This window comes from Sphingobacterium siyangense, from assembly GCF_023277505.1.
Classification (GTDB): Bacteria; Bacteroidota; Bacteroidia; order Sphingobacteriales; family Sphingobacteriaceae; genus Sphingobacterium; species Sphingobacterium siyangense.
Window position 1 is genome coordinate 3,911,323 of sequence record NZ_CP080574.1, and the last position, 23,485, is coordinate 3,934,807.

24 protein-coding genes are annotated in these 23,485 nt (G+C 36.0%); 18 read left to right on the forward strand and 6 right to left on the reverse strand.

The window, feature by feature from the left end; all coding sequences use genetic code 11:
• Positions 1-511: 511 nt before the first annotated feature.
• Complete coding sequence (locus tag K2F45_RS16415) at positions 512-1,153, reverse strand: DNA alkylation repair protein (protein ID WP_075993115.1); 642 nt, start codon at positions 1,151-1,153, stop codon at positions 512-514.
• A gap of 592 nt (positions 1,154-1,745) precedes the next feature.
• Here K2F45_RS16415 and K2F45_RS16420 point away from each other — a divergent pair.
• On the forward strand, positions 1,746-2,102 hold the full coding sequence (locus K2F45_RS16420) for a VOC family protein (protein ID WP_248931897.1): 357 nt from the start codon (positions 1,746-1,748) through the stop codon (positions 2,100-2,102).
• A gap of 151 nt (positions 2,103-2,253) precedes the next feature.
• Positions 2,254-2,487, forward strand: coding sequence for a hypothetical protein (locus K2F45_RS16425; RefSeq protein WP_248931898.1), 234 nt, complete (start codon positions 2,254-2,256; stop codon positions 2,485-2,487).
• 223 nt (positions 2,488-2,710) lie between these two features.
• On the opposite strand, the gene K2F45_RS16430 is transcribed toward K2F45_RS16425, so the two are convergent.
• Complete coding sequence (locus K2F45_RS16430) at positions 2,711-3,292, reverse strand: hypothetical protein (protein WP_248931899.1); 582 nt, start codon at positions 3,290-3,292, stop codon at positions 2,711-2,713.
• A 405-nt stretch (positions 3,293-3,697) separates the two neighbouring features.
• Between K2F45_RS16430 and K2F45_RS16435 the strand changes: the two genes are divergently transcribed.
• From K2F45_RS16435 to K2F45_RS16470, 8 genes are all read left to right on the forward strand, one after another.
• On the forward strand, positions 3,698-4,519 hold the full coding sequence (locus K2F45_RS16435) for a helix-turn-helix domain-containing protein (protein WP_088161931.1): 822 nt from the start codon (positions 3,698-3,700) through the stop codon (positions 4,517-4,519).
• A gap of 77 nt (positions 4,520-4,596) precedes the next feature.
• On the forward strand, positions 4,597-5,196 hold the full coding sequence (locus tag K2F45_RS16440) for an NAD(P)H-dependent oxidoreductase (RefSeq protein ID WP_248931900.1): 600 nt from the start codon (positions 4,597-4,599) through the stop codon (positions 5,194-5,196).
• A 227-nt stretch (positions 5,197-5,423) separates the two neighbouring features.
• The gene (locus K2F45_RS16445; RefSeq protein ID WP_075993121.1) at positions 5,424-6,416 is read left to right on the forward strand and encodes an SDR family NAD(P)-dependent oxidoreductase; all 993 of its coding nucleotides are present in this window, start codon (positions 5,424-5,426) and stop codon (positions 6,414-6,416) included.
• A 143-nt stretch (positions 6,417-6,559) separates the two neighbouring features.
• Positions 6,560-7,369 (forward strand): helix-turn-helix domain-containing protein, encoded by an 810-nt coding sequence (locus tag K2F45_RS16450; protein ID WP_075993122.1) that lies wholly within the window; start codon positions 6,560-6,562, stop codon positions 7,367-7,369.
• A 141-nt stretch (positions 7,370-7,510) separates the two neighbouring features.
• Positions 7,511-7,978 carry a hypothetical protein gene (locus K2F45_RS16455; RefSeq protein WP_248931901.1) on the forward strand — a complete coding sequence of 156 codons (468 nt, stop codon included), beginning with the start codon at positions 7,511-7,513 and terminating at the stop codon, positions 7,976-7,978.
• A gap of 253 nt (positions 7,979-8,231) precedes the next feature.
• The gene (locus tag K2F45_RS16460) at positions 8,232-8,606 is read left to right on the forward strand and encodes a hypothetical protein (protein ID WP_248931902.1); all 375 of its coding nucleotides are present in this window, start codon (positions 8,232-8,234) and stop codon (positions 8,604-8,606) included.
• A gap of 264 nt (positions 8,607-8,870) precedes the next feature.
• Positions 8,871-9,419 (forward strand): hypothetical protein, encoded by a 549-nt coding sequence (locus K2F45_RS16465; RefSeq protein ID WP_075993125.1) that lies wholly within the window; start codon positions 8,871-8,873, stop codon positions 9,417-9,419.
• A gap of 24 nt (positions 9,420-9,443) precedes the next feature.
• On the forward strand, positions 9,444-10,223 hold the full coding sequence (locus K2F45_RS16470; protein ID WP_083663668.1) for a DUF4241 domain-containing protein: 780 nt from the start codon (positions 9,444-9,446) through the stop codon (positions 10,221-10,223).
• Between the two features lie 161 nt (positions 10,224-10,384).
• Here the strand turns inward: K2F45_RS16470 and K2F45_RS16475 are convergent, their stop codons facing one another.
• A complete protein-coding gene (locus tag K2F45_RS16475; RefSeq protein ID WP_075993127.1) occupies positions 10,385-11,470 on the reverse strand; it encodes a DUF4274 domain-containing protein in 1,086 nt (361 codons plus the stop codon).
• Between the two features lie 149 nt (positions 11,471-11,619).
• On the opposite strand from K2F45_RS16475, the gene K2F45_RS16480 reads away from it, so the two are divergent.
• The 6 genes from K2F45_RS16480 (at position 11,620) to K2F45_RS16505 (ending at position 16,279) form a co-directional block, all read left to right on the forward strand.
• Complete coding sequence (locus K2F45_RS16480) at positions 11,620-12,297, forward strand: hypothetical protein (protein WP_248931903.1); 678 nt, start codon at positions 11,620-11,622, stop codon at positions 12,295-12,297.
• 25 nt (positions 12,298-12,322) lie between these two features.
• Positions 12,323-13,006, forward strand: a complete 684-nt coding sequence (locus tag K2F45_RS16485) for a hypothetical protein (protein WP_075993129.1) — start codon at positions 12,323-12,325, stop codon at positions 13,004-13,006.
• A gap of 263 nt (positions 13,007-13,269) precedes the next feature.
• Complete coding sequence (locus K2F45_RS16490) at positions 13,270-14,199, forward strand: alpha/beta hydrolase (RefSeq protein ID WP_088161934.1); 930 nt, start codon at positions 13,270-13,272, stop codon at positions 14,197-14,199.
• 79 nt (positions 14,200-14,278) lie between these two features.
• Positions 14,279-14,521 carry a hypothetical protein gene (locus tag K2F45_RS16495; protein WP_248931904.1) on the forward strand — a complete coding sequence of 81 codons (243 nt, stop codon included), beginning with the start codon at positions 14,279-14,281 and terminating at the stop codon, positions 14,519-14,521.
• Positions 14,522-14,746: 225 nt separating this feature from the next.
• A complete protein-coding gene (locus tag K2F45_RS16500; RefSeq protein ID WP_248931905.1) occupies positions 14,747-15,010 on the forward strand; it encodes a hypothetical protein in 264 nt (87 codons plus the stop codon).
• Positions 15,011-15,550: 540 nt separating this feature from the next.
• The gene (locus tag K2F45_RS16505) at positions 15,551-16,279 is read left to right on the forward strand and encodes an MBL fold metallo-hydrolase (protein ID WP_248931906.1); all 729 of its coding nucleotides are present in this window, start codon (positions 15,551-15,553) and stop codon (positions 16,277-16,279) included.
• Positions 16,280-16,459: 180 nt separating this feature from the next.
• On the opposite strand, the gene K2F45_RS16510 is transcribed toward K2F45_RS16505, so the two are convergent.
• The 3 genes from K2F45_RS16510 to K2F45_RS16520 all read right to left on the reverse strand — a co-directional run bounded on the left by K2F45_RS16510 (position 16,460) and on the right by K2F45_RS16520 (position 18,644).
• Positions 16,460-17,305, reverse strand: coding sequence for a GNAT family N-acetyltransferase (locus tag K2F45_RS16510; RefSeq protein WP_088161976.1), 846 nt, complete (start codon positions 17,303-17,305; stop codon positions 16,460-16,462).
• 131 nt (positions 17,306-17,436) lie between these two features.
• Positions 17,437-18,243, reverse strand: coding sequence for a hypothetical protein (locus K2F45_RS16515; protein ID WP_075993134.1), 807 nt, complete (start codon positions 18,241-18,243; stop codon positions 17,437-17,439).
• A gap of 215 nt (positions 18,244-18,458) precedes the next feature.
• The gene (locus K2F45_RS16520) at positions 18,459-18,644 is read right to left on the reverse strand and encodes a winged helix-turn-helix transcriptional regulator (protein ID WP_317042057.1); all 186 of its coding nucleotides are present in this window, start codon (positions 18,642-18,644) and stop codon (positions 18,459-18,461) included.
• A gap of 605 nt (positions 18,645-19,249) precedes the next feature.
• On the opposite strand from K2F45_RS16520, the gene K2F45_RS16525 reads away from it, so the two are divergent.
• Complete coding sequence (locus K2F45_RS16525; RefSeq protein WP_088161977.1) at positions 19,250-20,191, forward strand: hypothetical protein; 942 nt, start codon at positions 19,250-19,252, stop codon at positions 20,189-20,191.
• 284 nt (positions 20,192-20,475) lie between these two features.
• On the forward strand, positions 20,476-23,337 hold the full coding sequence (locus K2F45_RS16530) for a response regulator (RefSeq protein WP_216640371.1): 2,862 nt from the start codon (positions 20,476-20,478) through the stop codon (positions 23,335-23,337).
• Positions 23,338-23,485 lie beyond the last annotated feature (148 nt).

The window sequence follows — 23,485 nt, forward strand, 5'->3', positions numbered from 1 at the left end:
TATTGTACTTGAAGCAACTTCTATTGATTCTATCAGCAGCAATTCTTACATCAATGAAAGGCCAGAATTGCTGTTGATAGATTATCGCCTCGTATTTAAAGACACAGCACTTTTCTTTTCGTTTGTAAATTATTTTTATCCCGACACGGTCGTTTTACTCATTGTACATCAAACTTTTCTTGGGGAAGCAAAGCGATGTACAAATTATGTCCAATCGGTTTTATCCCCTAACCTGGACATTAATCAACTTTTTATGCTTATAAGAAATTCAGTTTTACAGTCTAACATTGTTAAACAGTGAATTCCCTTTTTTTAAACTAGATCATAATTCACAAAGAGTTAGATAATCATTTTTTATAAAAAATAGATGTGTAATTTAGATACTGAGCTATATATTAATACAATAGGGATTTTCTCGATTTGTAAGCTATCATTTATATGTATTCTACTAATAGGCCTATTATCACAGGCTTTTGGTCAGTCAGTTGTGGATATTCGAAAAATAATGCTTTTATAGCTTTCGTTTATCGCTTTCAATGACAATAAATTCTGGTAAATATTCAGGTGTACAACCTTTTGAAACCATTTTCCCTTTATAAAGTCCAGTTTTTTCGCCAAGTGCTATACAACGATTTCGATATTTTTTTTCATAAACTCCAATCCAACCTGTTGTGAAATTCATTGCCCATTGCACTTCCGGCTCTTCTTTTTCAATTTTACTTTCAATTTTAGTAAGTAATTCTTCGCTGTTGGGTTGTGGTTGTCCAGTCCAGCGCAAACGGCCTTGAAAATACCAATAAATTCGTCTTTTTAGCGAGGACTGGTTATCTGCCCAACTTTCTATTAAAGCAATTGTCTTTTTGTCTTTTGTTAGTTGGTTCGCCATGAGCCAATCAATCATTTGAAGTTTCTCGTTTTCGTTATGTTGCTTAATGTCCGCAATTAATTGATCAATCACTTCTTCGGTTAAAAGTTTCTTGTCCATAATCAAGATTGCCAATTGACGAGCAAAAAAAAGCTTGGATGACCAAAGTTCCATTGCCAATTCGTGGTCTTTTTTAATATCCTTGGCAACAATTCGTAAGTCTCCAAGTTTCGTGTTCTTTTCAGTGATCTTTGTCAGTATATTTTCTAATTTATGTGAAAGTTTCATTTCAGTCCTGTTATTTGTTTGACGTCATTTTCACGGTTGCTTGTAACGGTTCGGCAGCTTGGTGAAGACGGCCCTTTCGCAGCACCAACATGTCAAGCTACGACATAAGTTCTTTTAGAGCCGAAAAGTTTCTGCCCCCAAGTCCTCCCCGCTTTTGGCAATACTATTCTATTTCATCAGAATTCGATTTAGTAAATTTTCTAGATTCTTTAAATCAACTTCTTTGGTTGATTTATCACTAAACTCTCTTTCTGTTAAAGAAAGCACATTGACGTAATTATAATAATGTCCCATAGTTTTTTAGATTTAAATTGTGAAGATATTATTTATTTTGGTTGAGCTTTGGTTTAAAATTACAGCCAACGGGTCGCGTATTGGCGATAGCCGCGGATTAGAAATCCTTCAATCTTTCAAGAAAAGCAACAGCCTTTTATTATCTTTTAAATTTATAAAAAAGGAAAGATAAAAAGCCATTTCGACTAAAAAAGAATAAAATGATAATGTTCAGTATAAAATGTGCAAATCTTGCCATAAGATAAGAGTATTGATTTAGCATTTTGATTACTTTGTATAGTACCTAAAGTCACAAAATATGAACACAAAATTTGAGGCAGGAATTAATATTGCCCTAAAAATTCCCAAAAGCAAATATGAAAAGACAGTCGTTTTTTATAGGGATGTTTTAAAGTTTAACGTGGAGGAAAAGCCGATTAACAACCCAACTGTGTCGAGGACATGTGAAGTAAAATTCGGCAATAATATTATATGGCTTGACTGTGTGGACAATTACACACATTCTGAAACTTGGTTACAGCTTATGGTTCCTGACGTAGAAATGGCGACAGCATATTTACTATCCAACGGGGTGGAAACCTGTGATGAAATTGAAGAATTACCGGAAAATATGCATTGGATTACTGACCCAGCCGGGACGGTATTCAACCTATAAAAAACGCAAAAAAAATAACGAAATCCACTGGGTAGCGTATTTTACAGATTTAAACAATTTTATTGCTGAATGGTATTATTTTTCATGGCACCGAGATTCATTATGGCGGCATAGCTGAGTTCTTATTCAGCCGGGAATTGGTTACAAGGCGATGTCAGCAATAATCGAATTCCTTGGTGGCGAAAAAGCCTATGCCAAAATTATTCCCGCACTTCCTTCAGAGATCACGATTACGCTTGGTGAACATTCAACCGATAAAGGAGAGAAAATCTCTCCAGAAACCTGGCTACTTCAATACGATAAAAAAGAGGACAATTGGAAAGGAAGTTATCTGTTAAGGATAGTCTTCAAAATGTGCAGATTCTTTTCTGTCAATCCGCTATAAGGAGATGTCAATACTAACCTTGATTTTAATGCTTGTTGGGACCAAAATTAAGGGAACTAGTGCAAATCCAACTTGCGGATGAACTAAATAGTTTATTAGATATAAACTTTAAATTTGATTTTGACTGATCAGAATCCTGTAGATTTTTCCAGACTTATTGGGACCAAATAACAGTTTGGCAAAATGATAGGGAACTATTCTTAAAAGGGCTTTCTCGCAAAGGCTACATACCAGGAGGAGTGTGATAGGTCATGATTTCCGTACCATTAGACTTTTTCACAATCTCCTTTGTATTTCTAAGTATTAATGTATGACTTCCAAGTTTGCTATATGATACAAAGTCTCCATCCGGAGTTTGTTTGCATATAACAAACATATGCCAGCCACCATCTGCCGGAAGGGAGATAATAACCTTTTTCCCAGACTTCAATTCATTTTCTATCGTTTGAAAAAGGCTGTCCACAGGAAAGCTAGAATCTCGGGGTAAAACAAATTTTTGAGTAAAAGTAATACCGTATAATTCTTTATTGTCAAAATCCCGGAAAGAACCATCTGCTTTGTTTTGCCATTTAATTTGTAAGCCGTAAAAATCAAAATCCACCACTTTGTAATACTTTAAGATCATTTCGATAGCAGATGGAATGCAAGACATTTGAAAGAGTTGATTGTGGTTATTTATGACAGTATCAAAAAAATCGTAATTGTTGTTGTTGTTGTTGTTGTTGTTATTATTTGTTTGAGCCTTCGCATGAAAAATAACCGCTGTGGATATTAGCATGACTAAAATAAAGTGCATCCTTTTCATAATTAACGTATTTTTGATTAATTGACCTTCCACGTGGCAGACAAAAACTTTGATGTGCGAAAGTAACAAAATGGAACAGCTTGCTTTAAAATCTTCATTGGTTATCTGATGTTTTCTCAAATATTTTGAGATATCGTTTAAAGTTTTACAATTATAGAAAAATACATTAAAAGCAAAAATTTTAGTAGCCTTTCTGTCTCAATTTTTTGTCGATTTTTATCATTATTAAGCCGCTGTGAAGGACAAATAAGAATGCACTGTTCAGATAGTCAAAAGTGGAGTTTCCGGCTTTGTCTCCCTGTGGTAGGAAAAATACTGGGCGGGTTATAAAGGAATAAAGAGCTTTTAAATAATCCAAACTATGAGGATCAAAAACATAGATTTTTCTTATATTGGTAGTTATAAATGAAACCAAAGGAAGAAACATATCGTAGTTTCAGAATTTCTGCTCCTAAAGAGTTTGAAACAGTGTTCTCTCATTTCTATTATGCTGAAAATAAGTCTGAACATACCATAACCAAAACCCTTCTCCCTTCTTTTCAAACCATTATGGTTTTTAATTTCGGAGTTCAGGCATTTTTGGTTTCCAAGCAAAAAACAAAAATTGAAGTTGACAAATGTATCGTTTTGGGACCTATTAAATCAGCATTTGAATACAGCCTTCCCCCCGATTCCATTATCCTAGTTGCTAATTTCATGGCTGATGCATTTTATCGTTTTTTTGGCAAAGCATTTCTATCTGATCATTTGCCTGTTCACCCAGATGAAGCTATGGAAGAAAATTGTTTTACCCGTTTATGGTTTCAATTAGATAGTATTTCCGCCACAGAAGAAAAGGTAGACCATATTCTTAATTTCTGCAAACCCTATCTTAATCAGCAGAATGCCACCTCTACGCTATTGGCTAATTTCAGATCGGATACGATGAACTCCATCAAATCCATTGCTGAAGAAGCTAGACAAAGTGAAAGAAACATCCAATTGATCCATAAAAGGCACTTTGGCTTCAGTGCAAAGGAAGTGAATCGATACCATCGTTTTGTTAAAGCCATTGAATTGATTCAGCAGACAGATTTTTCTAAAGAAAAAGTCAACTGGTTTGAAATCATCGATCAATGTGGTTATTATGATCAAAGCCAGCTTATTCACGACTTTAAACATTTCATTAATCTTTCGCCTAAGAATTACCTAAAATTCCAGCAGGATATTTGCCGGGCTGATGAATAACCCGTTTCGTTTTCTTACAATTTTTGAGGTGTTCCCTATTTTACTTTTGTACTGTTCAATCAATTAAAAGTAACGGTATGAAACATCTTATTATTTACGCCCATCCCAATCAGGAAAGTCTGAATGCTCAGTTTAAACAATCTATTGAAAACGTTCTGCAACAACAGAAGCATAAAGTAATTACCAGAGACCTGTATCAACTGGGATTTGACCCTGTATTATCATTGGAAGATATGGACGGACAACGAAAAGGCTACGTTAATGAACTTATCAGACAAGAACAGGAGTATATTTCCTGGGCAGATGTGGTCACCTTTATCTATCCGATTTGGTGGACCGGCATGCCGGCCATTATGAAAGGGTATATCGACAGGGTATTCAGCTACGGGTTTGCCTATCGTTATGATCAGGGAATACAAAAAGGATTATTAGCCGGAAAACAGGCTATAATTCTCAATACCCACGGAAAATCCCACGAAGAATATACCGCTATCGGTATGGATAAAGCATTATTACTGACATCTGATAAAGGTATCTATACGTACTGCGGTTTTCAGATCAAAGAGCATCTCTTTTTTGATAAAGCTGACCGGGCCACTCCTGAAGTCGTTGAAATGTGGCTTGCTTCAATCAGTAATGTATATACGATTATGGATCCTCAACTTTCTAATCATTAAAACTGATGTATTTTGCTTATGAGGATTCATGGCTTGGGAGTAATGTAACACTTGCCCAAAACATCGAAATAGAAGGCAGAATTTTGAAGATCCTGCCTTTTTTCTGCTTATATCCTGATCAAGATCCCCTGCCCTTTTGAACAAAGTTAATTAGGCCTTTTGAACAAAACAGAACACATTGATCCGTCCTAATTTTGTCTCAGTAATAACAATTAAATGTATCCAAAATGGAAAAGAATAATTATCAGGGAGCTCAACAACAACCTATAGGTTCGGGCTTCAATGTAAAATCAACGGCTAATGATGTGATTCAAAACATCGATCTTACCGGCAAAACAGCTATCGTAACAGGCGGCAACACAGGGATTGGACTGGAAACCACAAGAATACTCGCCGCAGCCGGAGCTACCGTAATTGTCGCTGCACGTGATATCGACAAAGCAAAGAAAAATCTGGAAGGAATATCCAATATTGAAATTGCAGCAATGGATCTAATGTCTCCCGCCTCTATTGATGTTTTCGCAGAAAATTTTGTCGCTTCAGGAAGACCTTTACATTTACTCATTAACAATGCAGGTATTATGTGGGTCCCTTTGCGTAGAGATGAACGGGGTATAGAATCACAACTCGCTACCAACTATTTAGCCTTGTTTCAGCTCAGCTCCAGATTATGGCTTTCCCTTAAAAAAGCCAACGGAGCGCGAGTGGTTAATGTTTCCTCTCATGGCCACTATTTCGCACCTTTTAATTTTGATGATCCTAATTTCCTGCACAGAGAATATGAAACATTACAGGGCTATGGACAATCCAAGACCGCAGTCAATCTTTTTTCAATGGAATTGGACGCTCGAGGACAATCTGTTCATATCAGAAGTTATGCGGTTCATCCCGGTTCTATCGGCGACACAGAATTGGGCAGAGAAGTCCCATTGGAGCTATTCCACAAAATGGGGTTTGTGGATGCAGACGGTAATATGTTACCCGAAGTAGCTGCATCGCTAAAAACGATCCCACAAGGAGCTGCCACAACGGTATGGTGTGCAACAAGCCCTATGCTTGATCATATTGGCGGCGTTTATTGTGAAGACGGAGATATCGCAGTAGTCTCATCAGATATTACCGTCCAAAAAGGGGTACATCCCTATTCACTGGATGAAACTAACGCCAAAAGACTTTGGAAACTCACCGAAGAGATGACAGGTATCCGTTTCAATCCATAAATCCATTTATTACTTTCAAGCATAAAAGAGAGGCAAGATGGCCCTTCTGCCTCTCTATTTTCAGCAATGAACTTTTAAACAAAGTAAATTATGTTATTTCTTATATTTACCTCATTTATTTCTTTCATAAAAAAGCAAAAATCATGGAATACCAAGCCCGATACATCACCGAAGATATAAAGCTTTCCAGCTACGAAGACCAATTTTTTAAATCGGACATTATGTTTGACCAACATATGTTGGTCTGGTTTCTTTCCGGAGAAACCAAGATTGTACAGGCTGATGCCACCTATCTATTTGGAAAAGGGGATATCTTTTTAATTCCTAGAAACCAATTGGCTACAATAATTAATTACCCTAAAGATGGCGAACCTCACAAGACGGTAGTCATGCATTTATCATTAGAAACATTAAAAAATTTTTATGCTGGTAAGACCATAGATCCCCAAGCACAAAATTCACCGAAGATTTTTTGTTTCAATAATCATCCTCTCCTAGAAAGCTGTCTAGCTTCGCTTATCCCTTATTTTGACATGAAAGATATCCCTGAGGATATTGCTGCGATTAAAATTACCGAAGCCATCAGCATTCTCAGAACCCTGGATAAAAGGATCGATCAATTACTTGCTAATTTTGAAGAACCCGGAAAGATCAACCTAGTCGATTATATGGAGAAGAATTTTATGTTCAATCTTCCGCTGGAAAAGTTTGGTTACCTCACTGGCAGAAGCCTCACAACATTTAAACGGGATTTCAAAAAAGCATTTACCATGACCCCACAACGATGGTTAACTTATAAACGTTTGGAGCTTGCCTATTATCAACTAACAGCAAAGAAAAAAAAGCCTCTGGAAGTTTGCTATGAGGTAGGCTTTGAAAACCTTTCCCATTTTTCATTCGCCTTTAAGAAGCAGTTTGGATTTGCACCAAGTCTGCTGAAAAGTATTTCCTGACGCCAATTCAATTTGAATTAATCAAAATCCATTGCTTAATCCCTACTACGCTTTTCGAGCACTGGAACAGATCCAGTTATTTCGTAAAAATTTGTATAAAACCGTTGGAACAATATTCCCATTATTCTTTATTTTTAGACTATGAGTGATTATACTATTTCGCTTGTGCCAAGAGTGTCCAGGTACGCTTTCGCTGAAATTGCTGTAGATGATATTTTAAAGTGGTTAGTTTCGAAAGATATCGTCAAAGCTGAATTATCGGAATGCACACTGGGCAACCTTGGATATGCATTTTCTGACGGTGCTCAATACATTGTATTTGAGCCTCATTTCCTTCCACACCAACTTGATGTAAATGGTCTGGAAATAACAACTGAGCGTACTATATTTAATACCGGACAAAATGGTATCGATCGTATAGTATGCCCCAATTGTACTGAAAATATTGTAGACAATGAATGGGATCTGGATCCCTGGTACCAGGGTTTTACCGATAACTTGTTGTGTCTCCGATATGCGGCACTGAAAGTGACATCCATCAATATGTTTTCGAACCACAGTCGGGATTCAGCAATCTTGGATTTACATTTTGGAACTGGCCTGAATTGAAACCTGAATTTATAGTTGAATTGCAGGAAAAGTTAAACTGTGACCTGGTAGTTGTAGGGTCCCACATTTAGTCATCATGGAAAAAGACAACAATGAAGGAAGAAGTATCATTAGAGGAAGTGGTATGCTCCATGTCAATTAGGGTGATGAAAAAAATGGATCAGTACTATTTTTTCAGGGGGAAACGATCTTATTAGGAATTTGTAATGTTCCCTTTGCTTTATACACAACAACTCGGTTTGACAGAAATACCTTGCCAAATGAACATGTTAAACACCTTGACCAGCTTGAAAAACTATTTCTAACAGGTGATTATAGCAGTAGAAGGGTAAAAGAAAACAGTCCATATGATATCCCGTTATGGATAAATGACCTTGAAAATATAAGTTTGTTGTATTTGGATCATTTTGATTTAATTGGTTTGACCAACCTAAGGATAAAAAACCTAAAAACACTGGTTCTTAAAAATGCTCATATTATTGATATTCCAAACCTTCTAATTGAGCTATTAACTTACAAAAACCTAACTCATATTGCTTATGATGCGTCTTGTATTCCATTAATCGACCAATTAAGAAAGCATCATGCTGGAGGGATTACTTTTGAGCTCTTAGATGGTTCGAGCTAAATTTATCCACCAATCTAAAAAGTGACGCTGCAAATTTGATTGCAAATGACTGATAAGCTCGATCTCTTTTTAAATGAGAAAATAAGTTAAAAAAACGCTAAGAGTTATGATCTGGGATAGCACCAAAAGTAAGACAGAAAATTTCTTAGCGATTTTTTAAAAGTTCTATTTGAAGAAGCGTATTAAGATTCTTATTAGCTACTACAATCTATTTTTTATACTTTTATCGTTAGGATTTAGAGAAATAACCGTTCACTTTCAAAGATGAAAAGGATCACGAATTCAATCACATCTTCTCATTATATACAGAGTTTTGCATTTGACCAGGTTGAGACCTATTCCCTCCAGCGCGGAGAGGAATACAATGCGGTGATCCAAATGCTAAAACCAGAACGTAATGGGTTAAAAGTGAGAAAGGAGAAACGAAACAATCTGACCGAAATCGAAGAAATTCGACTGAGCGAATTGGACAAGCTATTAGGTGTAACACAATATTTAATTGATGATACAGGGCAGTTTCATTTTTCGAGTCAAAGAATCAATACTTTTCAGTATGATAATGAGGTAGTCGGTCTACTAAAGAATATTTTACTTACGAAAACAACTGACGTGCCCAACTGGATGTGTGCCCCCATTTACAGGGATGCTATCGTACTCTATAATAGTTCGGGCGAAATTGTATCAGCACTGAATATCTGTTTAAGTTGTGAAGCAATGGCAATAGATAGCTCCAATCAGGTTGTCGCTGATTGCAGCACATATGAAATGCTCAGAAAGTTTTTTCAGGATGTTTCTCATCCTATAGAGATATGAACTAAATAAAGAAAATTATTTCCCATGCACAAAATAACAATAACAATATGTCTGATGGCCGTTGTGCTATTTTTATACATTTCAAGAAACAAAGTTCCACGTAATACTAACGATGTCATTGTACAAACAGCCAAATTTGACCTGACGGATACCATACCGAAAATAACCATTAAGGATACATCGCTCACATTCCCACAGATATTTGAGGGAAGTTTCACGAAGGCCACAAAAGTAGCGCAATTCGGTACGGAAATAACTTTTGATAAGATAGCTTTAGGAAATCTAAAGGTATCATCAGGCCAGATTATCGCAACTGATCCCGTTACCTTAAGGGATGCGGCAGCTTTTAGTGAAAATTTTCCTGTTGGAGAGTTTCCAGTCGAATTGGCAATGGCCAATATTAATGCCAATAAGGATCGAAGGGTCGCATTTGCACGCGTAAAATTCTCAGATAAGCCCATCCAAGAATGGGAGTTTGCGTTATTACCTGGAGAGACTTCTATCCCCCTCAAATCCAAAGAAATATATGGATATGGAGTAGACGCAGGACTAGGTCTTTTCGTTGATCAGGCAGCTAAGAATAGTCTGAATACGCTGCTCGGTAAAAATTGGGACATTATATTCTCCGAAAAATTCGAGGATTATTTAAATTACAGCTTTCAAAATCACAATGCCATCTTTTTCTCCACGGGGTATGGAGATGGTTTTTATGCGACTTACATCGGAAAGGACAGCGAGGGTACAATTTGTCAGCTGTTGACTGACTTTAATATTGTACTGTGGCGGAATGTTGCAGAATATTGATATTTATTATAGTCCGTAGTTTAGCTGGAGATTTCAAGCATTGAGACCATGCGATTCCGAAGCGAATTGATTGGTCATCAGTTTTCGAATCTGGAGGGTCAATGGCATCGAAATATCCAGCTAAGTCACTAAAGTCACTGTAATATTTCAATTCATAGCGATTACTCCAATGAACAATTGCTGATCAAATTTTTAATCACTTCGTTATTCAGATTTTGCTGCTGATCTGAAACAACTGAGAATGAAAATAAAACGCCGCCTTTTTCCACTAAGATGAGCCTCAGGAATTTTAAATTTCCGACATCATTTATTTTGACCTGCATGCCTTTACTGACAGCAAACCAAGTATCACTATGTTTGATGCGGGCTATCTTATCAAAATTTTCTTCAACAGCAACTATTTCAATAAAAGCCGGAATATAGAAAAACTCATTGCGCATCATTGTAGAAACATTGGTGGCCGCATTTTCCAGCTGTAATGCTTGGCTATTAAATAGAAAAAGAACCACTAGAATATCATCATTCTCAATGACAAGATCCGGCTGCATTATGACCTTTCTTAGTTTCTTTTCATTTGCTCCAAAACGGTCTTTTATAACCGAAGGAAAAGTATAACAATCTATAAAACTCTTTATCGTATTGTCCTTTACTATCCTAAAATCTCCTTCAGGTACCTTAAAAATAAAATTACATCTGTCAGTTATCAGCTTTAGAGCTTGAGATGATTTTACAGTTTTTATTGTGCCATTATAGAACTTCAGATCCCTGCGGTGAAAATTATCTGCAAATGATGTTTCGAGTTTTTTTCCCCTGGGTTTATTAAACAGAACAGCATCCTCCTTAATGTATTTTTTTAACTCTTCTACATCAAAAGATAAAGCACCAGGGTCACTAACGGGATCATAATAGAATTTTTCATGCTTGTAGAATCCATTATCTAAATGGGTAATAATAGCCTTGATCAGTTCGAAATCACCTGACCTCTCAGCATCCGTTAAATAACCTTCAACATCAGCTCTATGCAAGATCATCTTAACAGTCGAAATATCACAGTAAGGATGGGTTACAATAGCAAGTAGCAGATCATTCCCATCGTCGTAATTGTGATTTTTTGCAATAAAATCAAGTTCGATAGGTTCGTTGATTTCCTCCAACAGCTCCCTATCAAGCACATTTTCTTTAAAACTGTATTCAAAAAATGCTTTGCTTAGAAAAGCTGCTCTTTTTTCTGATATCTTATACTTCATCTACTAAAATTCTATTAAAATTTTGGCTAAAGATAGTTGGAAATTTACCGACTATTGTCGGCAAAACTATTTTACACTATTTCGTTTAAAAAGCACAACATAGTAACCAAAGTGATATATTTGCAACCTTAAACAATTAACTAATATTTATGAAATTAAAATTAGCCTATTTAATGCTTATAGCGATAGCATTTGTATCTTGTAAGAAAACAACCGAGGTAGAGATGTCTCTCTCCAATAGTGGAAAACTTACTTACAAATTAACTGACGCAAACGGTAAAGGCCTATCTAATGTAAAGATATCCTTGTTTGATCACTTGGACAGCTATTATGCAAGCAACAGTATATTAATCGATGAGCGTCGCACCGACGGAAACGGCCAAGTTGATTTTGGTGATCTAAATCCGAAAAGTTATCTAATAGTCGCTGATTCGGCAAAAGTAAACAATGTAAATTATACTGTTAGAGATTATGTTCAGGTCACCACTGGTATGACAAAGAACAAAGAGACCAAAGTGACAGACTTTTCAGGAACATTAGTCGTTAAAGTAACTTCCTATAACACGAATCAACCCGCAAAAAATATAGGTGTTCTCATCATTCCTGTTAATAACTACGAATATGAGCAATATATTTCAAAAAACTTAGCTAACGCAGAATTTAAAGGTGTGACTGGCGAAAATGGAATTGCTACATTAAAGATCGCATCTGGCAAAGATTATGTCGTCTTACTCTATAATACAACAACCTTGTCAAACCTTAACTGGGGCACAACATCCATTCAAAAAGGTATGACGATGAACTATTTTGCAGGTTTTTATCAATAATTAGCTGATAAAAAACTTTAATGATATGAAAGGCTATTTTTTTATTGTGCTCACACTGTTGATTGCAACAGTCTCCTGTCAGAAGGAGGTCGTTGTCAAACTGGCGGAAGGGGAAATTACGGGAAAACTAAACTACAAATTGACAGACGATACTGGTAAGGGATTGTCTGGTCTCAAAGTTTACATTTATAACCCTGGGAGCAAGCAAGATCCTAATTCACCGATAGATTCAGCTATTACGAGCAGTGTTGGCGAAATCAATTTTACGGATTTGTTACCTAATAATTATCAACTAAGGACAGATTCTATAAAATTAAATAACAACGATTACAGCGTCGATGAATATGTACAGATTACAGCGGGTATAGAACGTAAAAAGACAACAAAGGTAACTGATTTTTCGGGCACCCTGATAATTCAGTTACTATCGTACGAAACCCGCACCCCTATCCAAGATCAGGGAGTCGTCGCATTTCCTGTCAATAAGATCCATGTCACCTCTGATAATATCGCGGATATAGTAAAAAGCTCGACGCTGAAAGGGCTGACGGATAAAAATGGATGCGTAAGCCTAAAAGTACCAGCTAACCAAATTTTTGATTTTATTGTTCACCACAAGACATATGGTAACTATGGCTGGGGGTTTGGTTCTTACCAGGTAGCTAAGGGTAAAACGTTAAATATAACACTCTACAGCAGTTTTCTTTAACACAGTAACATTTCTTCATAACACTTACTGCCGCCTGAAAGGCAATCGACTTTTATAAAAAGAACGCTTTTGAACGAGCAGGTCAAACAGAGCCGATGTGGATCTATGCGGTGATGATTGACTTACGAAGATAAACTTACAATAAGCGTCTCGGCAAAACAGCTCCTCTTTCGTATCTTCGATACGGCTACACTACTTCGCCAAGTCGTTGCCCCATTGCCGATAATTTTATCTGAATTCATAACTGAACATAGCACCTTAAAATGAAAAAAATTTTTTTACTACTTTTTTGTACGCTAACATCAATAATTGGAAAAGCTCAAACGGAAAAGATTTACTCAAAAACATACGGAAAGAGTGAAAATCCGACAATAATTTTCATTCACGGCGGACCAAGAGGAAACTCGACACTCTTCGAGGGAACAACTGCAGAAAATTTAGCCGGAAAAGGTTTTTATGTTATCGTTTATGACAGACGTGGTGAAGGTCGTTCAATCGACACAACTGCAACATTTACTTTTCAAGAAGCAATTAGTGATTTAAATAGCATTTACGAAAAATATAACATCAAAAGAGCAAATATCATTGCTCATAGTTTTGGTGGTTTGGTTGGAACACTTTTTACAGAACAAAATCCTGAAAAAGTAAGTTCATTAATTCTTGCAGGTGCACTTTTTTCCCAACAAGAAACGTATAACCATATTTTGGAAACGACACGAAAAATCTACAAAAAAAAGAATGACACTTTAATGCTTTCCAAAATTTCTGAAATTGAAAGATTAGCTAAAAATTCGGCTGAATACAGAAAGCAATGTTATGAAATTGCAAGTATGAACAACTATTTCAAAATGCCATTTCCGACAAATGAAGCAAACCAATTGCGGGAAAATTATGAAAATAGTGAATATGGAAAAAGCAATATCCGAAATGACGACGCCCCTATTTTGTTCTATAAAAATGAAAACAAAAATAATATTGACACCAAACCTATTTTAAAAAAACTAGAAAAAGAGAATGTAAAATTATTTGCAATTTATGGTTTGCAAGACAAAATCTTTTCAGAAAAGCAATTAAGTGATATGAAGAAAATAGTTGGAAAACAGAATTTCAAGACAATTGACAATTGCTCGCATTATCCATTTGTTGACCAGCAAAACCCATTCATTGAAATAATAGAAAAGTGGATTAAATAAAAAACTACCACCAACAAGGTATTAGCAAAAAGTTAGCTGCAAGCATAACAAAACACACCAAGACAGCAAAATTGAATTTATGACACCAATAGAAAGACTGACGTCCATTTTGACAGAACAATATATTTCAGAAGATGGTGACGAATATAAAGTAGAACTAAAAGAAGGTTTGACCAACCAGCAGATTGACGAATTAGTCAGACGACTGCCGACAGGACAAATTCCGCCAGAGATAAGAGAATTACTAAAATTTGCAAGCGGTTTTGAATTTTTCGGATTTGAAGAAGTCACATTTGACGGAGTAGGTCAATTTGGATTTTAAGAGTTTTTTCCTAATTCAGTTCAACTTGCGGGAGACGGACTCGGAAATTTTTGGATTTTAGATGTTGACAACAGTGGAAGTTGGGGAAGCGTGTTTTATGTGTGCCACGCCCCAGCTGTAATCGTAAAACACTCGGACAACTTAACTCAGTTTATAGAACACATCGACGATTTTGGAAAAAATGGGAATAAGTCAAACCTTGATATTATTCACGAAAAAGTGGTTATGGATATTTGGAGCAAAGGAGATGGATTTATTGAACTTGAAAATGCAAGACAATCTAAAGACACAACTTTGAAAAACTTTGCACTATCACTTCCTGACAATTTTGTAATTGCAGACTTGAGAAACAAACAAATTCAGAGCGGATTTGCGTGGGGCAAATTCGGGCCGAACATTGACAAAGCAAAACGACACGAAACGGAATTAATTTGGGGAATTGAGAAGCCAATTAAAAAAGGATTTTTATCAAAATTATTTGGACGATAATGATATCTGACAATTTTTAGGCGTAGCCAAAGTCAGATCAAGTAGTGGTGGTTACACTCATGCTACCTGCGGTAAGTCTTGTCTTCTCTTTACCCACCCTACTTATTTATATTTTAGTCATCTACGGGCTTAACAAACATAGTAAAATGGGCACAAAATGGTTACAACTAATTTTGGTTTCTACCACAATTCTTGGCATTGGCGCCACAATCTATTTGTTTAATACCGTTGGAGTTATGTAACCAATAATCTGCTATTCAATCGCTGCAATTCTCTCTAGTTACTTTCTTGAGTTAGAAAAGGATGATTTGGAAAATTCAATAAACTTTCAAATCCAATAGCTTTTTAGACCATTCTTAAACATGTATTAAGGGCAAACGTTGAAAAATCAAGAATTGGGTATTCCGTCTTGAAATTTCGTTGATATCTCTACGGGAACCGTAATTAATTCAATAGAATGAGGATTTTGCTTTTGGGATGTTTAGTTTTGTTTAATACGCTTTATCGGTCAATAGCATAAGTGAGATTAAATAACAACAAATGAAAATATATCCTTTAAAAGACGGTGATTTCAGTGTAGATAAGAACAAAAATTTCACCTATCTAGAAGATACGGAAAACGATAAAAATTTAAAGATGGCGGTGCAGCCTTTTCTTATTGAAACAGCTGGCAATCTAGTGCTACTAGATGCAGGATTAGGCTGGATGGGAAACGGTATCCCAAAAATTCATAGCAACATGATAAAAGCAGGTTTCCAACCAAAAGATGTCAAGCTAGTTATGCTTTCTCATTTGCACAAAGATCACATTGACGGACTTGTGAATAGAGAGAAAAATGATTGGACGCTTAATTTTCCAAATGCCGAAGTCTATCTGCAAAAGCGTGAATATGATTTTGCGCTCTCAGAAGAAGGGAGTCCTTCTTTTGATTTGGATGTTTTGAAGTTCATTGTTGAGAATGCCAATATTGTCTGGATGGATTCTGATAAAGGAAGTATTACTTCAGAAATTGATTTCGAAGTGACTGGCGGACATACCCCTTATCATCAGGTTTTCTGGATTAAGGAAGATGGAGAAACCGCTTTTTATGGTGCAGACAATCTTCCTCAAATGGGATATCTAAACTATCAAATAGCATTTAAAACTGATTATGATGGCAAAAAAGCAATGGAAAAACGGATCATTTGGAAGCAAAGAGCACAAGAAGAACAATGGAAAATCCTGCTTTACCATGATATTGAAAATGAAATAATTAGACTTGGTAAATAGTTTCCTATTTCAAATCCTCACTCATCAACGTTAATTTTTTAGAAAAGACAATAAAAAAATCATCTGCATCGTTACCTGATATTTAAATCAACAAGTAGTTTTGCATCCCTATTAATTTCCTTTTTTTAAACAAAAAAGAAAATGGGATCGTGAGAAAAGAAAAAAGGAATCGGAAATTTGTCACAGCCTTTTGATCATTTCATATTGCTTTCCAACTGGTTCAATATTCACGGATTTCAGAAAAGCTGTCATAGATTCACAGCTAATGTCTGTATTGATAATTTTTATAGCGTCAGTTTGCATAGTCTCTATTATATGCTGAAGCAATAGGGTACCAGCACCTTTTCTTCTGTGTTCTTTATTTACCGCCAGTTGTGTAATATCTCCTGATCCTGGCTCAAATACGCAATATCCAATCAGCTTATCCTCTGAAAAAACGCCTGTGCAAATAAAATTGTCGAAAGACCTACGAATTGATTCAATGCTATTTTGCCAGGATGGTTTAAAATCCCAAAAAGTTTCAATTTCAGTATATTCAAAAATATCTATTGGTTTTATATTAAAGGTTGAACTTTTGGCCAATAAAGTAATTGCCTCAATCTTTTGCTTAAAATAAAAGAACTTTCGGACCACAGTAAAGCCGATCTTTTTATAAACCGATACGGCACTTTTATTATGCTGCAGTACTTCCAGCAGATAATTATGGACTCCAGCCTTCTTCAGATAGGGAATCGAATAATTAAATACCGATGTGGCAAGTCCTTGTCCCTGATAATTTTTAAGAGTACCTGTCCCCGTATCATAAGCCGTTAAAACCTCATCGAAATCACCGATCCCGTTAAAGGTGAAAGATACGATAGCATCACCGTCAAAAACCCCAAAGGAAAGATCAGGCCTAAAACCGCGCCTCTTGAGCATAGCCAAGAGCTGACTTTTATCCAATTGCATTTCATATTCGGCAAAAGCTCTCTGAAATGCATAAAACAAAATTTCAGGATCTATTTTTTCCAGGGATCTAATTTCCATAATCAAAGTGGCCGACGGTAAAAATTGAAATGAAATATAAGACAATTTTTACAAACAGCTGCTTTTTAAGTAGAAATCTCCAAGCAGAAACCAGTTTAGACATTCTAAATTAATCCTGTAGTACGCAAACTTTACCTGTTTTCATAATAATCTGTACGACGGTAATAATGAATGGTCGAATTAGATTTTTTCATCCTATTATTGTAGTCTTTTCTAAACAAAAACGCGATGATTACAATGAATAAGAATAGTAATAAATAGACAAACAATATATCGTACAGCCAAGATCCCTGCAGATAAAAAGAATCGTCTGCAAGGCAAAACTTCTGCTGTTCAGTATTTTGTGGATTGTAAAACAATATGTATTCCTTATTAGTTATTATTCCATTTGCTCTATCCAGCAGTTCGGTTCGCATCTGCTCAAAACGTCGCTGGCTCACAATAGGTAAAAATGCATACTGCTTTTCCGCCTTATCTAATTTCCGCAAGTATAGCTGTCCATTGGCAGTATATCGGTATTCGACATTTAAATAGGCGTATTTTGTCTTGCCTCTATGTATTTTAGATTCGAAGTTTATGATAGCGGGCGCTGTTGCAATCCAGCTCGGATGCGTCCGCGCAAACTCTTTACGCTCCAAAGATGGACTTACAGAAAAAACGGAAATTATTAAAACATACACTGCTGCCAACAGAACAACAAACGCTATGCGATTGCCACTTCGCATTGTTATGCGCTTTCCATTCACATTATAGCGGACTTCATCCCGACCATCTCCTTTACCTAATTTGCTAAGGATTATTTTTTGCAAAGGGAAATAAAGCAGAGAAGAGCATACCAGCGCGTAAACAAAATAACGGTAACTGTTGCCCCAGAAAACGATGACAAAGATGAAGGCAGCAGCCACAGACCATTGAAGAAATTTGCCAATTGATTTCATAACCCTTTGTTCAGATGTAAGCACTAAGCATAGCAATAACTTTTTTAGTTTATTCCGTTGCAGCTCTCTATTATTCCAAAATAAAAATAAGGTATTCGACAATACCCATGGCCCTCTATTTAAAATCCGTGAGCAGAAAATTACGATTCGCTGAACAGTGGTAAATTTTGCATACCCACCTATTCTGAAAAAGGCGACTATCCTCACCCTTTTTATCATTCTGAAATTCTTTTTAAAATTACTCTTCTCAGTCTATCTTCATTCTGGTCTCCCCAATATCCAAGTGCGGAAATTACTGGGATCAGCGTCATTCCAAAATCTGTGAGTGAATATTCTACTTTTGGTGGTACAACAGGATAAATTTTCTTGCTGATAAGTTCATGGTCTTCCAGTTCTTTCAGCTGGGTATTTAAAACCGTCTAGAGGCATCTGGTATTTTATGCTGCAATTCACTGGGGCTTTTATGCCCCTTTAAATTGATAATGGCCTAAGAACTTATAATAAAACTTAAGTATACCTCATTTTATCGCATAATATATCGTCCTATATAAGACTCATATCGTCCTGAAAGGTCTAAATCAAAATATTTCTGTCCGTAAATCATGCATGAGAAGCAAGACAGTCTAATAATTAGTATCATCAAAAAAATAGTATTTATTGATTTTTTCACAGAGAACTGTTGCATTAAGATACAAATTAGTTATGTAAATTAGCTACTTAGTTATATAGAAATACAATGGGAATTTCCTGGGTTCGTAAGCTATTATTTATGTGTATTGTATCGATAAGTATGTTATCACAGAACAACATATGAAATTGAATAACATCCTTTTTAACGAATTTTAAACGATAGTCAGCGAATTGTAAACGGTTTACACTGCAAAAATTGATATTTTTACATTTGACAATTACCAATACTTCTTAAGCAATACGGCTAGTATATCGGAAAGCTGTTTAATAGCGTTGGCCGAAATATTAAACCAACACGCTCCAACAAAATTGACTTATGAAAAAATATATGTTATCAATTATTGTTTTACTGACTTTAGCCTCTTGTAAAGGACAAGAAAGTAAGACAGAAATTTTGGATAAACTAAAATATAATGCGGACAAGAGCAACTATGGTATCCAACCGACGTTTTATTATCCTACTGAAATCTCAATAAATGATTATCCTGTAGTCAAAGGGCTTGAATTCTTTGGAAACACAATTCCAAACTTTATTGACATTGCGATCAACAAAAATGGCGAACAAGAGTTAAAAATACTAATTGACTTATCCAATTATAAAAAGCAAGGAAATCCGATTTTAAAAATTCTATTAGTCAGGTCAGCCCAAGGAATATCAATCATTTCCAATGAATCAGATTTTCCCAAAGAAAATATTTTAGTAAATTATGAATTATCAGATGATGATATTACTCAAGAAAACATTAAAAGTGGTTACTTCTTGAAAACGATAAAGTTTAATGCCAAAATTCCTGTCGAACTATCTTCCTTAAATAAATCAGTTCAATTAAAGAATTCAACAGAACTACTTGACAACCTGTATAGTGCTCTTACCAACCTGACGAAAGATTTAAATGATAAAAATAGCAATAACGTTTTGGAAATTATCCAAAACGCAGAATTTGAGGTGGCACAATTACGAGGGATGAAAAAAGAATGGATATTAAAAGAAAGAGAAGCTCTTCTATCAAATACTTTTACATTGCTACCAAAGGATAGTTGCGACGTCAAAATTTATGGAAACGGAACAATGGCAACTCTTGTGAAAAAGAATTCAGAAATAATCAAACAATCGGCAATAACTTCAAAATTTACCAAAGGTTTCCCTAGCGGTAAAGTTGTTCAATTTTATAACTTTTATTACAACATACCGAAAGGAAAGGAAGAATTAGAATTAATAAGATTTGACGGTTATGCAATAACAAAATACAAAAAATAATAAACGCTATCGGCAGAAAAGCTGTTGTTTCAGGCTAGCTAAAGTGGAATCGCATGATCTCAATAGGTGAAATCTCCAATATCAGCTATCTCGTAGAAACATGATGAAAGCCATCAAATATTACTGACTGATTAGAGATACAATTCTACTTTTTTAGTATCTTAACAGTAAACTACCGACCAATGCCAAAAAAAATTATAAGAAATCTCCAGATAGGTGTAATGCTTTCTTTGATACTACTGATTGCGGGTTCTATAGCATCTTATATTAGCATACATAACCAGATGGAGAGCAGGAAAAGCCTCTTAAAAACGAAGGAGTCTATCAGTTTAATAAAAGATATTTTAAACACGCTGTTAAATGCCGAAACAGGCAATCGGGGATATCAGCTTACCGGCCGTGAAAATTTTCTTGAACCTTTCAATAAAAGCAGGAATGAATATCCGCTGCTTGTTGCTAACAAAGATAAATTTAATCTTAACGATAAACGCCAGATTAATATCCTTCATGAACTGCTGCATACCTCAGACAGGTTGATGAAAGAATATGTCTTGTTGATTGATAATCGTACTAAGGGAATAGTAATGACTCCAGAGGAACTTGTTCAAAACAAGATGGCCATGGATAAATGCCGAATGCTCGTTCAGGAATTTGTAAAACACGAGGAAGTTCAGCTTGCCCTAAAAAATGAAGATCTGAATAACTCCACCAAACGGACCGTTTTATTCATTATCTTTTCAGCGGTTGCGGCCATTGGCGTCACCATTTTCGTTTATATTCAACTAAAATCGGACATTATGCGCCGCGATAAGTTGGAAAAAGATCTGTTTTATACGAAGGAAATGCTCGAGGAAACAAGCGCGGTTGCCCAAGTGGGAGGCTGGGAAGTCAATATAAAGAGCGGAAAGCTCACCTGGTCTCAAAGTGTACGAGAAATTCATAAAACTAACATTAATTTCCAACCAACTTTTGAAAATGTCCTTGGATTTTACGAAGGAAAAAACAGAGAGAGAATAGAATTTCTATTCAACAGAGCAGTACAACAAGGGATCTCTTTTGATGAGGAGCTACAACTTCTGCGTAATGACGGTGTCACCATCTGGGTAAGAGTAAAAGGAATTCCCGAATTTGAAAATGAAGTTTGCCACAGGGTTTTTGGAATTATTCAGAACATTGATGCCTTCAAAAAAATGTTTCTGGAAGTTGCTCAGAAGGAAGCTATGATGCAGTCCTGTGCTACAGATGTTCCTATTCCTTTGGCGATGCTTGACAAAGCCCTTAACTACGTTGCCGTCAGCAGCAGATGGCGAGATGAATTTAGTATGAATAATGTCGACCTTATCGGCAATAACCTGTTTACAATATCGCCCAATATTCCCGAAGAAAGAAAAAAGATTTACAGGAATGCGCTTTTGGGAGAAACGTACATCGACGGGGATTTTGCACTAAAGGTGGAAGGAAAAGAAGAAATTCAACATTACGATCTTAAAGTCGGACCCTGGTATCTTACAAAAGATGAGGTTGGAGGTATAATTATTTCCATACAGAATATTACAAATGCCGTAAAAATAAACGAGGAACTGAAAAATGCCAAGGAAACTGCAGATATAGCCAGCAGGGCAAAATCCGAATTCCTGGCCAATATGAGTCATGAGATCCGTACTCCCTTGAACGGAGTTATTGGTTTTTCAGACCTCCTCCTCCGGACACCACTGAATGAAACACAGACGCAATATCTAAATTACATCAATGAATCAGGGGAAAACCTCCTTAGCATCATCAATGATATACTGGATTTTTCTAAAATAGAATCCGGAAAAATGGACCTTTTGATTGAAAAAAGTGATGTGTATGATATGTTAAGCCAAGTCATCAATGTTATTCTTTATCAATCCCAGAAAAAAAACATCGAACTTCTTCTCAACGTTGAGCCTGGCCTCCCAAAAATACTTTTCATTGATGAAGTCAGATTAAAACAAATCTTGATCAATCTGTTAGGAAATGCTGTAAAATTCACAGAAAAGGGCGAGATCGAACTAAAAGTAGAGAAATTGCGCATGGATGATCATACGATTGCCTTGCGCTTCTCGGTAAGAGATACTGGAATCGGCATTCCTATAGAGAAACAGAAATATATTTTTGATGCCTTTACCCAGGAAAACAGTTCAATCAGTAAACGATTTGGCGGCACAGGACTGGGACTAACCATCTCGAACAATATCTTGGGATATATGGGAAGTCATTTGTCGCTGACCAGCGAAATGGACAGCGGTTCTGTATTTTTCTTCGATCTTGAGGTTCCTTACGAAATGTCTGAATGGAAAGAAGAGGATGAAACGACAATTAAAACTGCCTTAGTGGTGGATGATAATGAAAGCAACAGGATTATTCTTGAACACATGCTTACCTATAAAAATATCAAATCCACGTTAGCTTCTAATGGAATGGAAGCCTTGGATATCATGTTGAAAGGTGAGCGGTTCGATGTCATTCTGATGGATTATCATATGCCTATCATGTCCGGATTGGAAACAATAGAAAAAATAAAAGGCTTGTTAAATCAGCGAAAAGAAGTTGCTCCATTTATAGTACTTTCGTCTTCTTCGGAAGAACTGGATATACTTACATCGGTTAGGAAAATAGAAAATACACATTTGCTATTGAAGCCTATAAAATCACATGATCTATACAAAACCCTTAAAAAGGTAGACCGAAGTACAGTAATAGAAATTATTCAGGATCAGACTGAGAAAGATTCGCATGCATTTGCACGAGAGTTAGACGTACTTTTGGTTGATGATAACCCAGTGAATATGGTCCTGAACAATAGGATAATGAAGTCTCTTGCTCCCAATATACTTCTAACGGAAGCAGCTAATGGTTTACAGGCTTTGGAAGAATGCAAAAAAAAGCAGTTTTCCCTTATTATTATGGATGTACAAATGCCGATCATGAGTGGTATTGAGGCAACACAACATATTAGAATGCTGTCTGCATATCAACATATACCTATCATAGGCGTTACCGCTGGAAATGTGCTGGGGGAAAAAGAAAAATGCCTTGAATCCGGAATGAATGACTTTCTTCCCAAACCGATACGGCGGGCAGACCTTCTTGAAGTACTCAAAAAATATATTAGTGTTTAGTAATTATGGCTGTTCGAATCTGAATGGTCAACGGTATCAGAATATCTACTAAGATCAAGAAACAGGAGATCCTCAAATAAATACTAACACGATGAAGTCTCAGCGAGTCTATTAAATGAATCTTGAATACAAAATAAAAAGGAACGTA

Coding starts and splice junctions, on each gene's coding strand:
- K2F45_RS16415 (WP_075993115.1), bottom strand. CDS start 1,153: ATGAAACTTTCACATAAATTAGAAAATATACTGACAAAGATCACTGAA.
- K2F45_RS16420 (WP_248931897.1), top strand. CDS start 1,746: ATGAACACAAAATTTGAGGCAGGAATTAATATTGCCCTAAAAATTCCC.
- K2F45_RS16425 (WP_248931898.1), top strand. CDS start 2,254: ATGTCAGCAATAATCGAATTCCTTGGTGGCGAAAAAGCCTATGCCAAA.
- K2F45_RS16430 (WP_248931899.1), bottom strand. CDS start 3,292: ATGAAAAGGATGCACTTTATTTTAGTCATGCTAATATCCACAGCGGTT.
- K2F45_RS16435 (WP_088161931.1), top strand. CDS start 3,698: ATGAAACCAAAGGAAGAAACATATCGTAGTTTCAGAATTTCTGCTCCT.
- K2F45_RS16440 (WP_248931900.1), top strand. CDS start 4,597: ATGAAACATCTTATTATTTACGCCCATCCCAATCAGGAAAGTCTGAAT.
- K2F45_RS16445 (WP_075993121.1), top strand. CDS start 5,424: ATGGAAAAGAATAATTATCAGGGAGCTCAACAACAACCTATAGGTTCG.
- K2F45_RS16450 (WP_075993122.1), top strand. CDS start 6,560: ATGGAATACCAAGCCCGATACATCACCGAAGATATAAAGCTTTCCAGC.
- K2F45_RS16455 (WP_248931901.1), top strand. CDS start 7,511: ATGAGTGATTATACTATTTCGCTTGTGCCAAGAGTGTCCAGGTACGCT.
- K2F45_RS16465 (WP_075993125.1), top strand. CDS start 8,871: ATGAAAAGGATCACGAATTCAATCACATCTTCTCATTATATACAGAGT.
- K2F45_RS16470 (WP_083663668.1), top strand. CDS start 9,444: ATGCACAAAATAACAATAACAATATGTCTGATGGCCGTTGTGCTATTT.
- K2F45_RS16475 (WP_075993127.1), bottom strand. CDS start 11,470: ATGAAGTATAAGATATCAGAAAAAAGAGCAGCTTTTCTAAGCAAAGCA.
- K2F45_RS16480 (WP_248931903.1), top strand. CDS start 11,620: ATGAAATTAAAATTAGCCTATTTAATGCTTATAGCGATAGCATTTGTA.
- K2F45_RS16485 (WP_075993129.1), top strand. CDS start 12,323: ATGAAAGGCTATTTTTTTATTGTGCTCACACTGTTGATTGCAACAGTC.
- K2F45_RS16490 (WP_088161934.1), top strand. CDS start 13,270: ATGAAAAAAATTTTTTTACTACTTTTTTGTACGCTAACATCAATAATT.
- K2F45_RS16495 (WP_248931904.1), top strand. CDS start 14,279: ATGACACCAATAGAAAGACTGACGTCCATTTTGACAGAACAATATATT.
- K2F45_RS16500 (WP_248931905.1), top strand. CDS start 14,747: ATGGATATTTGGAGCAAAGGAGATGGATTTATTGAACTTGAAAATGCA.
- K2F45_RS16505 (WP_248931906.1), top strand. CDS start 15,551: ATGAAAATATATCCTTTAAAAGACGGTGATTTCAGTGTAGATAAGAAC.
- K2F45_RS16510 (WP_088161976.1), bottom strand. CDS start 17,305: ATGGAAATTAGATCCCTGGAAAAAATAGATCCTGAAATTTTGTTTTAT.
- K2F45_RS16515 (WP_075993134.1), bottom strand. CDS start 18,243: ATGAAATCAATTGGCAAATTTCTTCAATGGTCTGTGGCTGCTGCCTTC.
- K2F45_RS16525 (WP_088161977.1), top strand. CDS start 19,250: ATGAAAAAATATATGTTATCAATTATTGTTTTACTGACTTTAGCCTCT.
- K2F45_RS16530 (WP_216640371.1), top strand. CDS start 20,476: ATGGAGAGCAGGAAAAGCCTCTTAAAAACGAAGGAGTCTATCAGTTTA.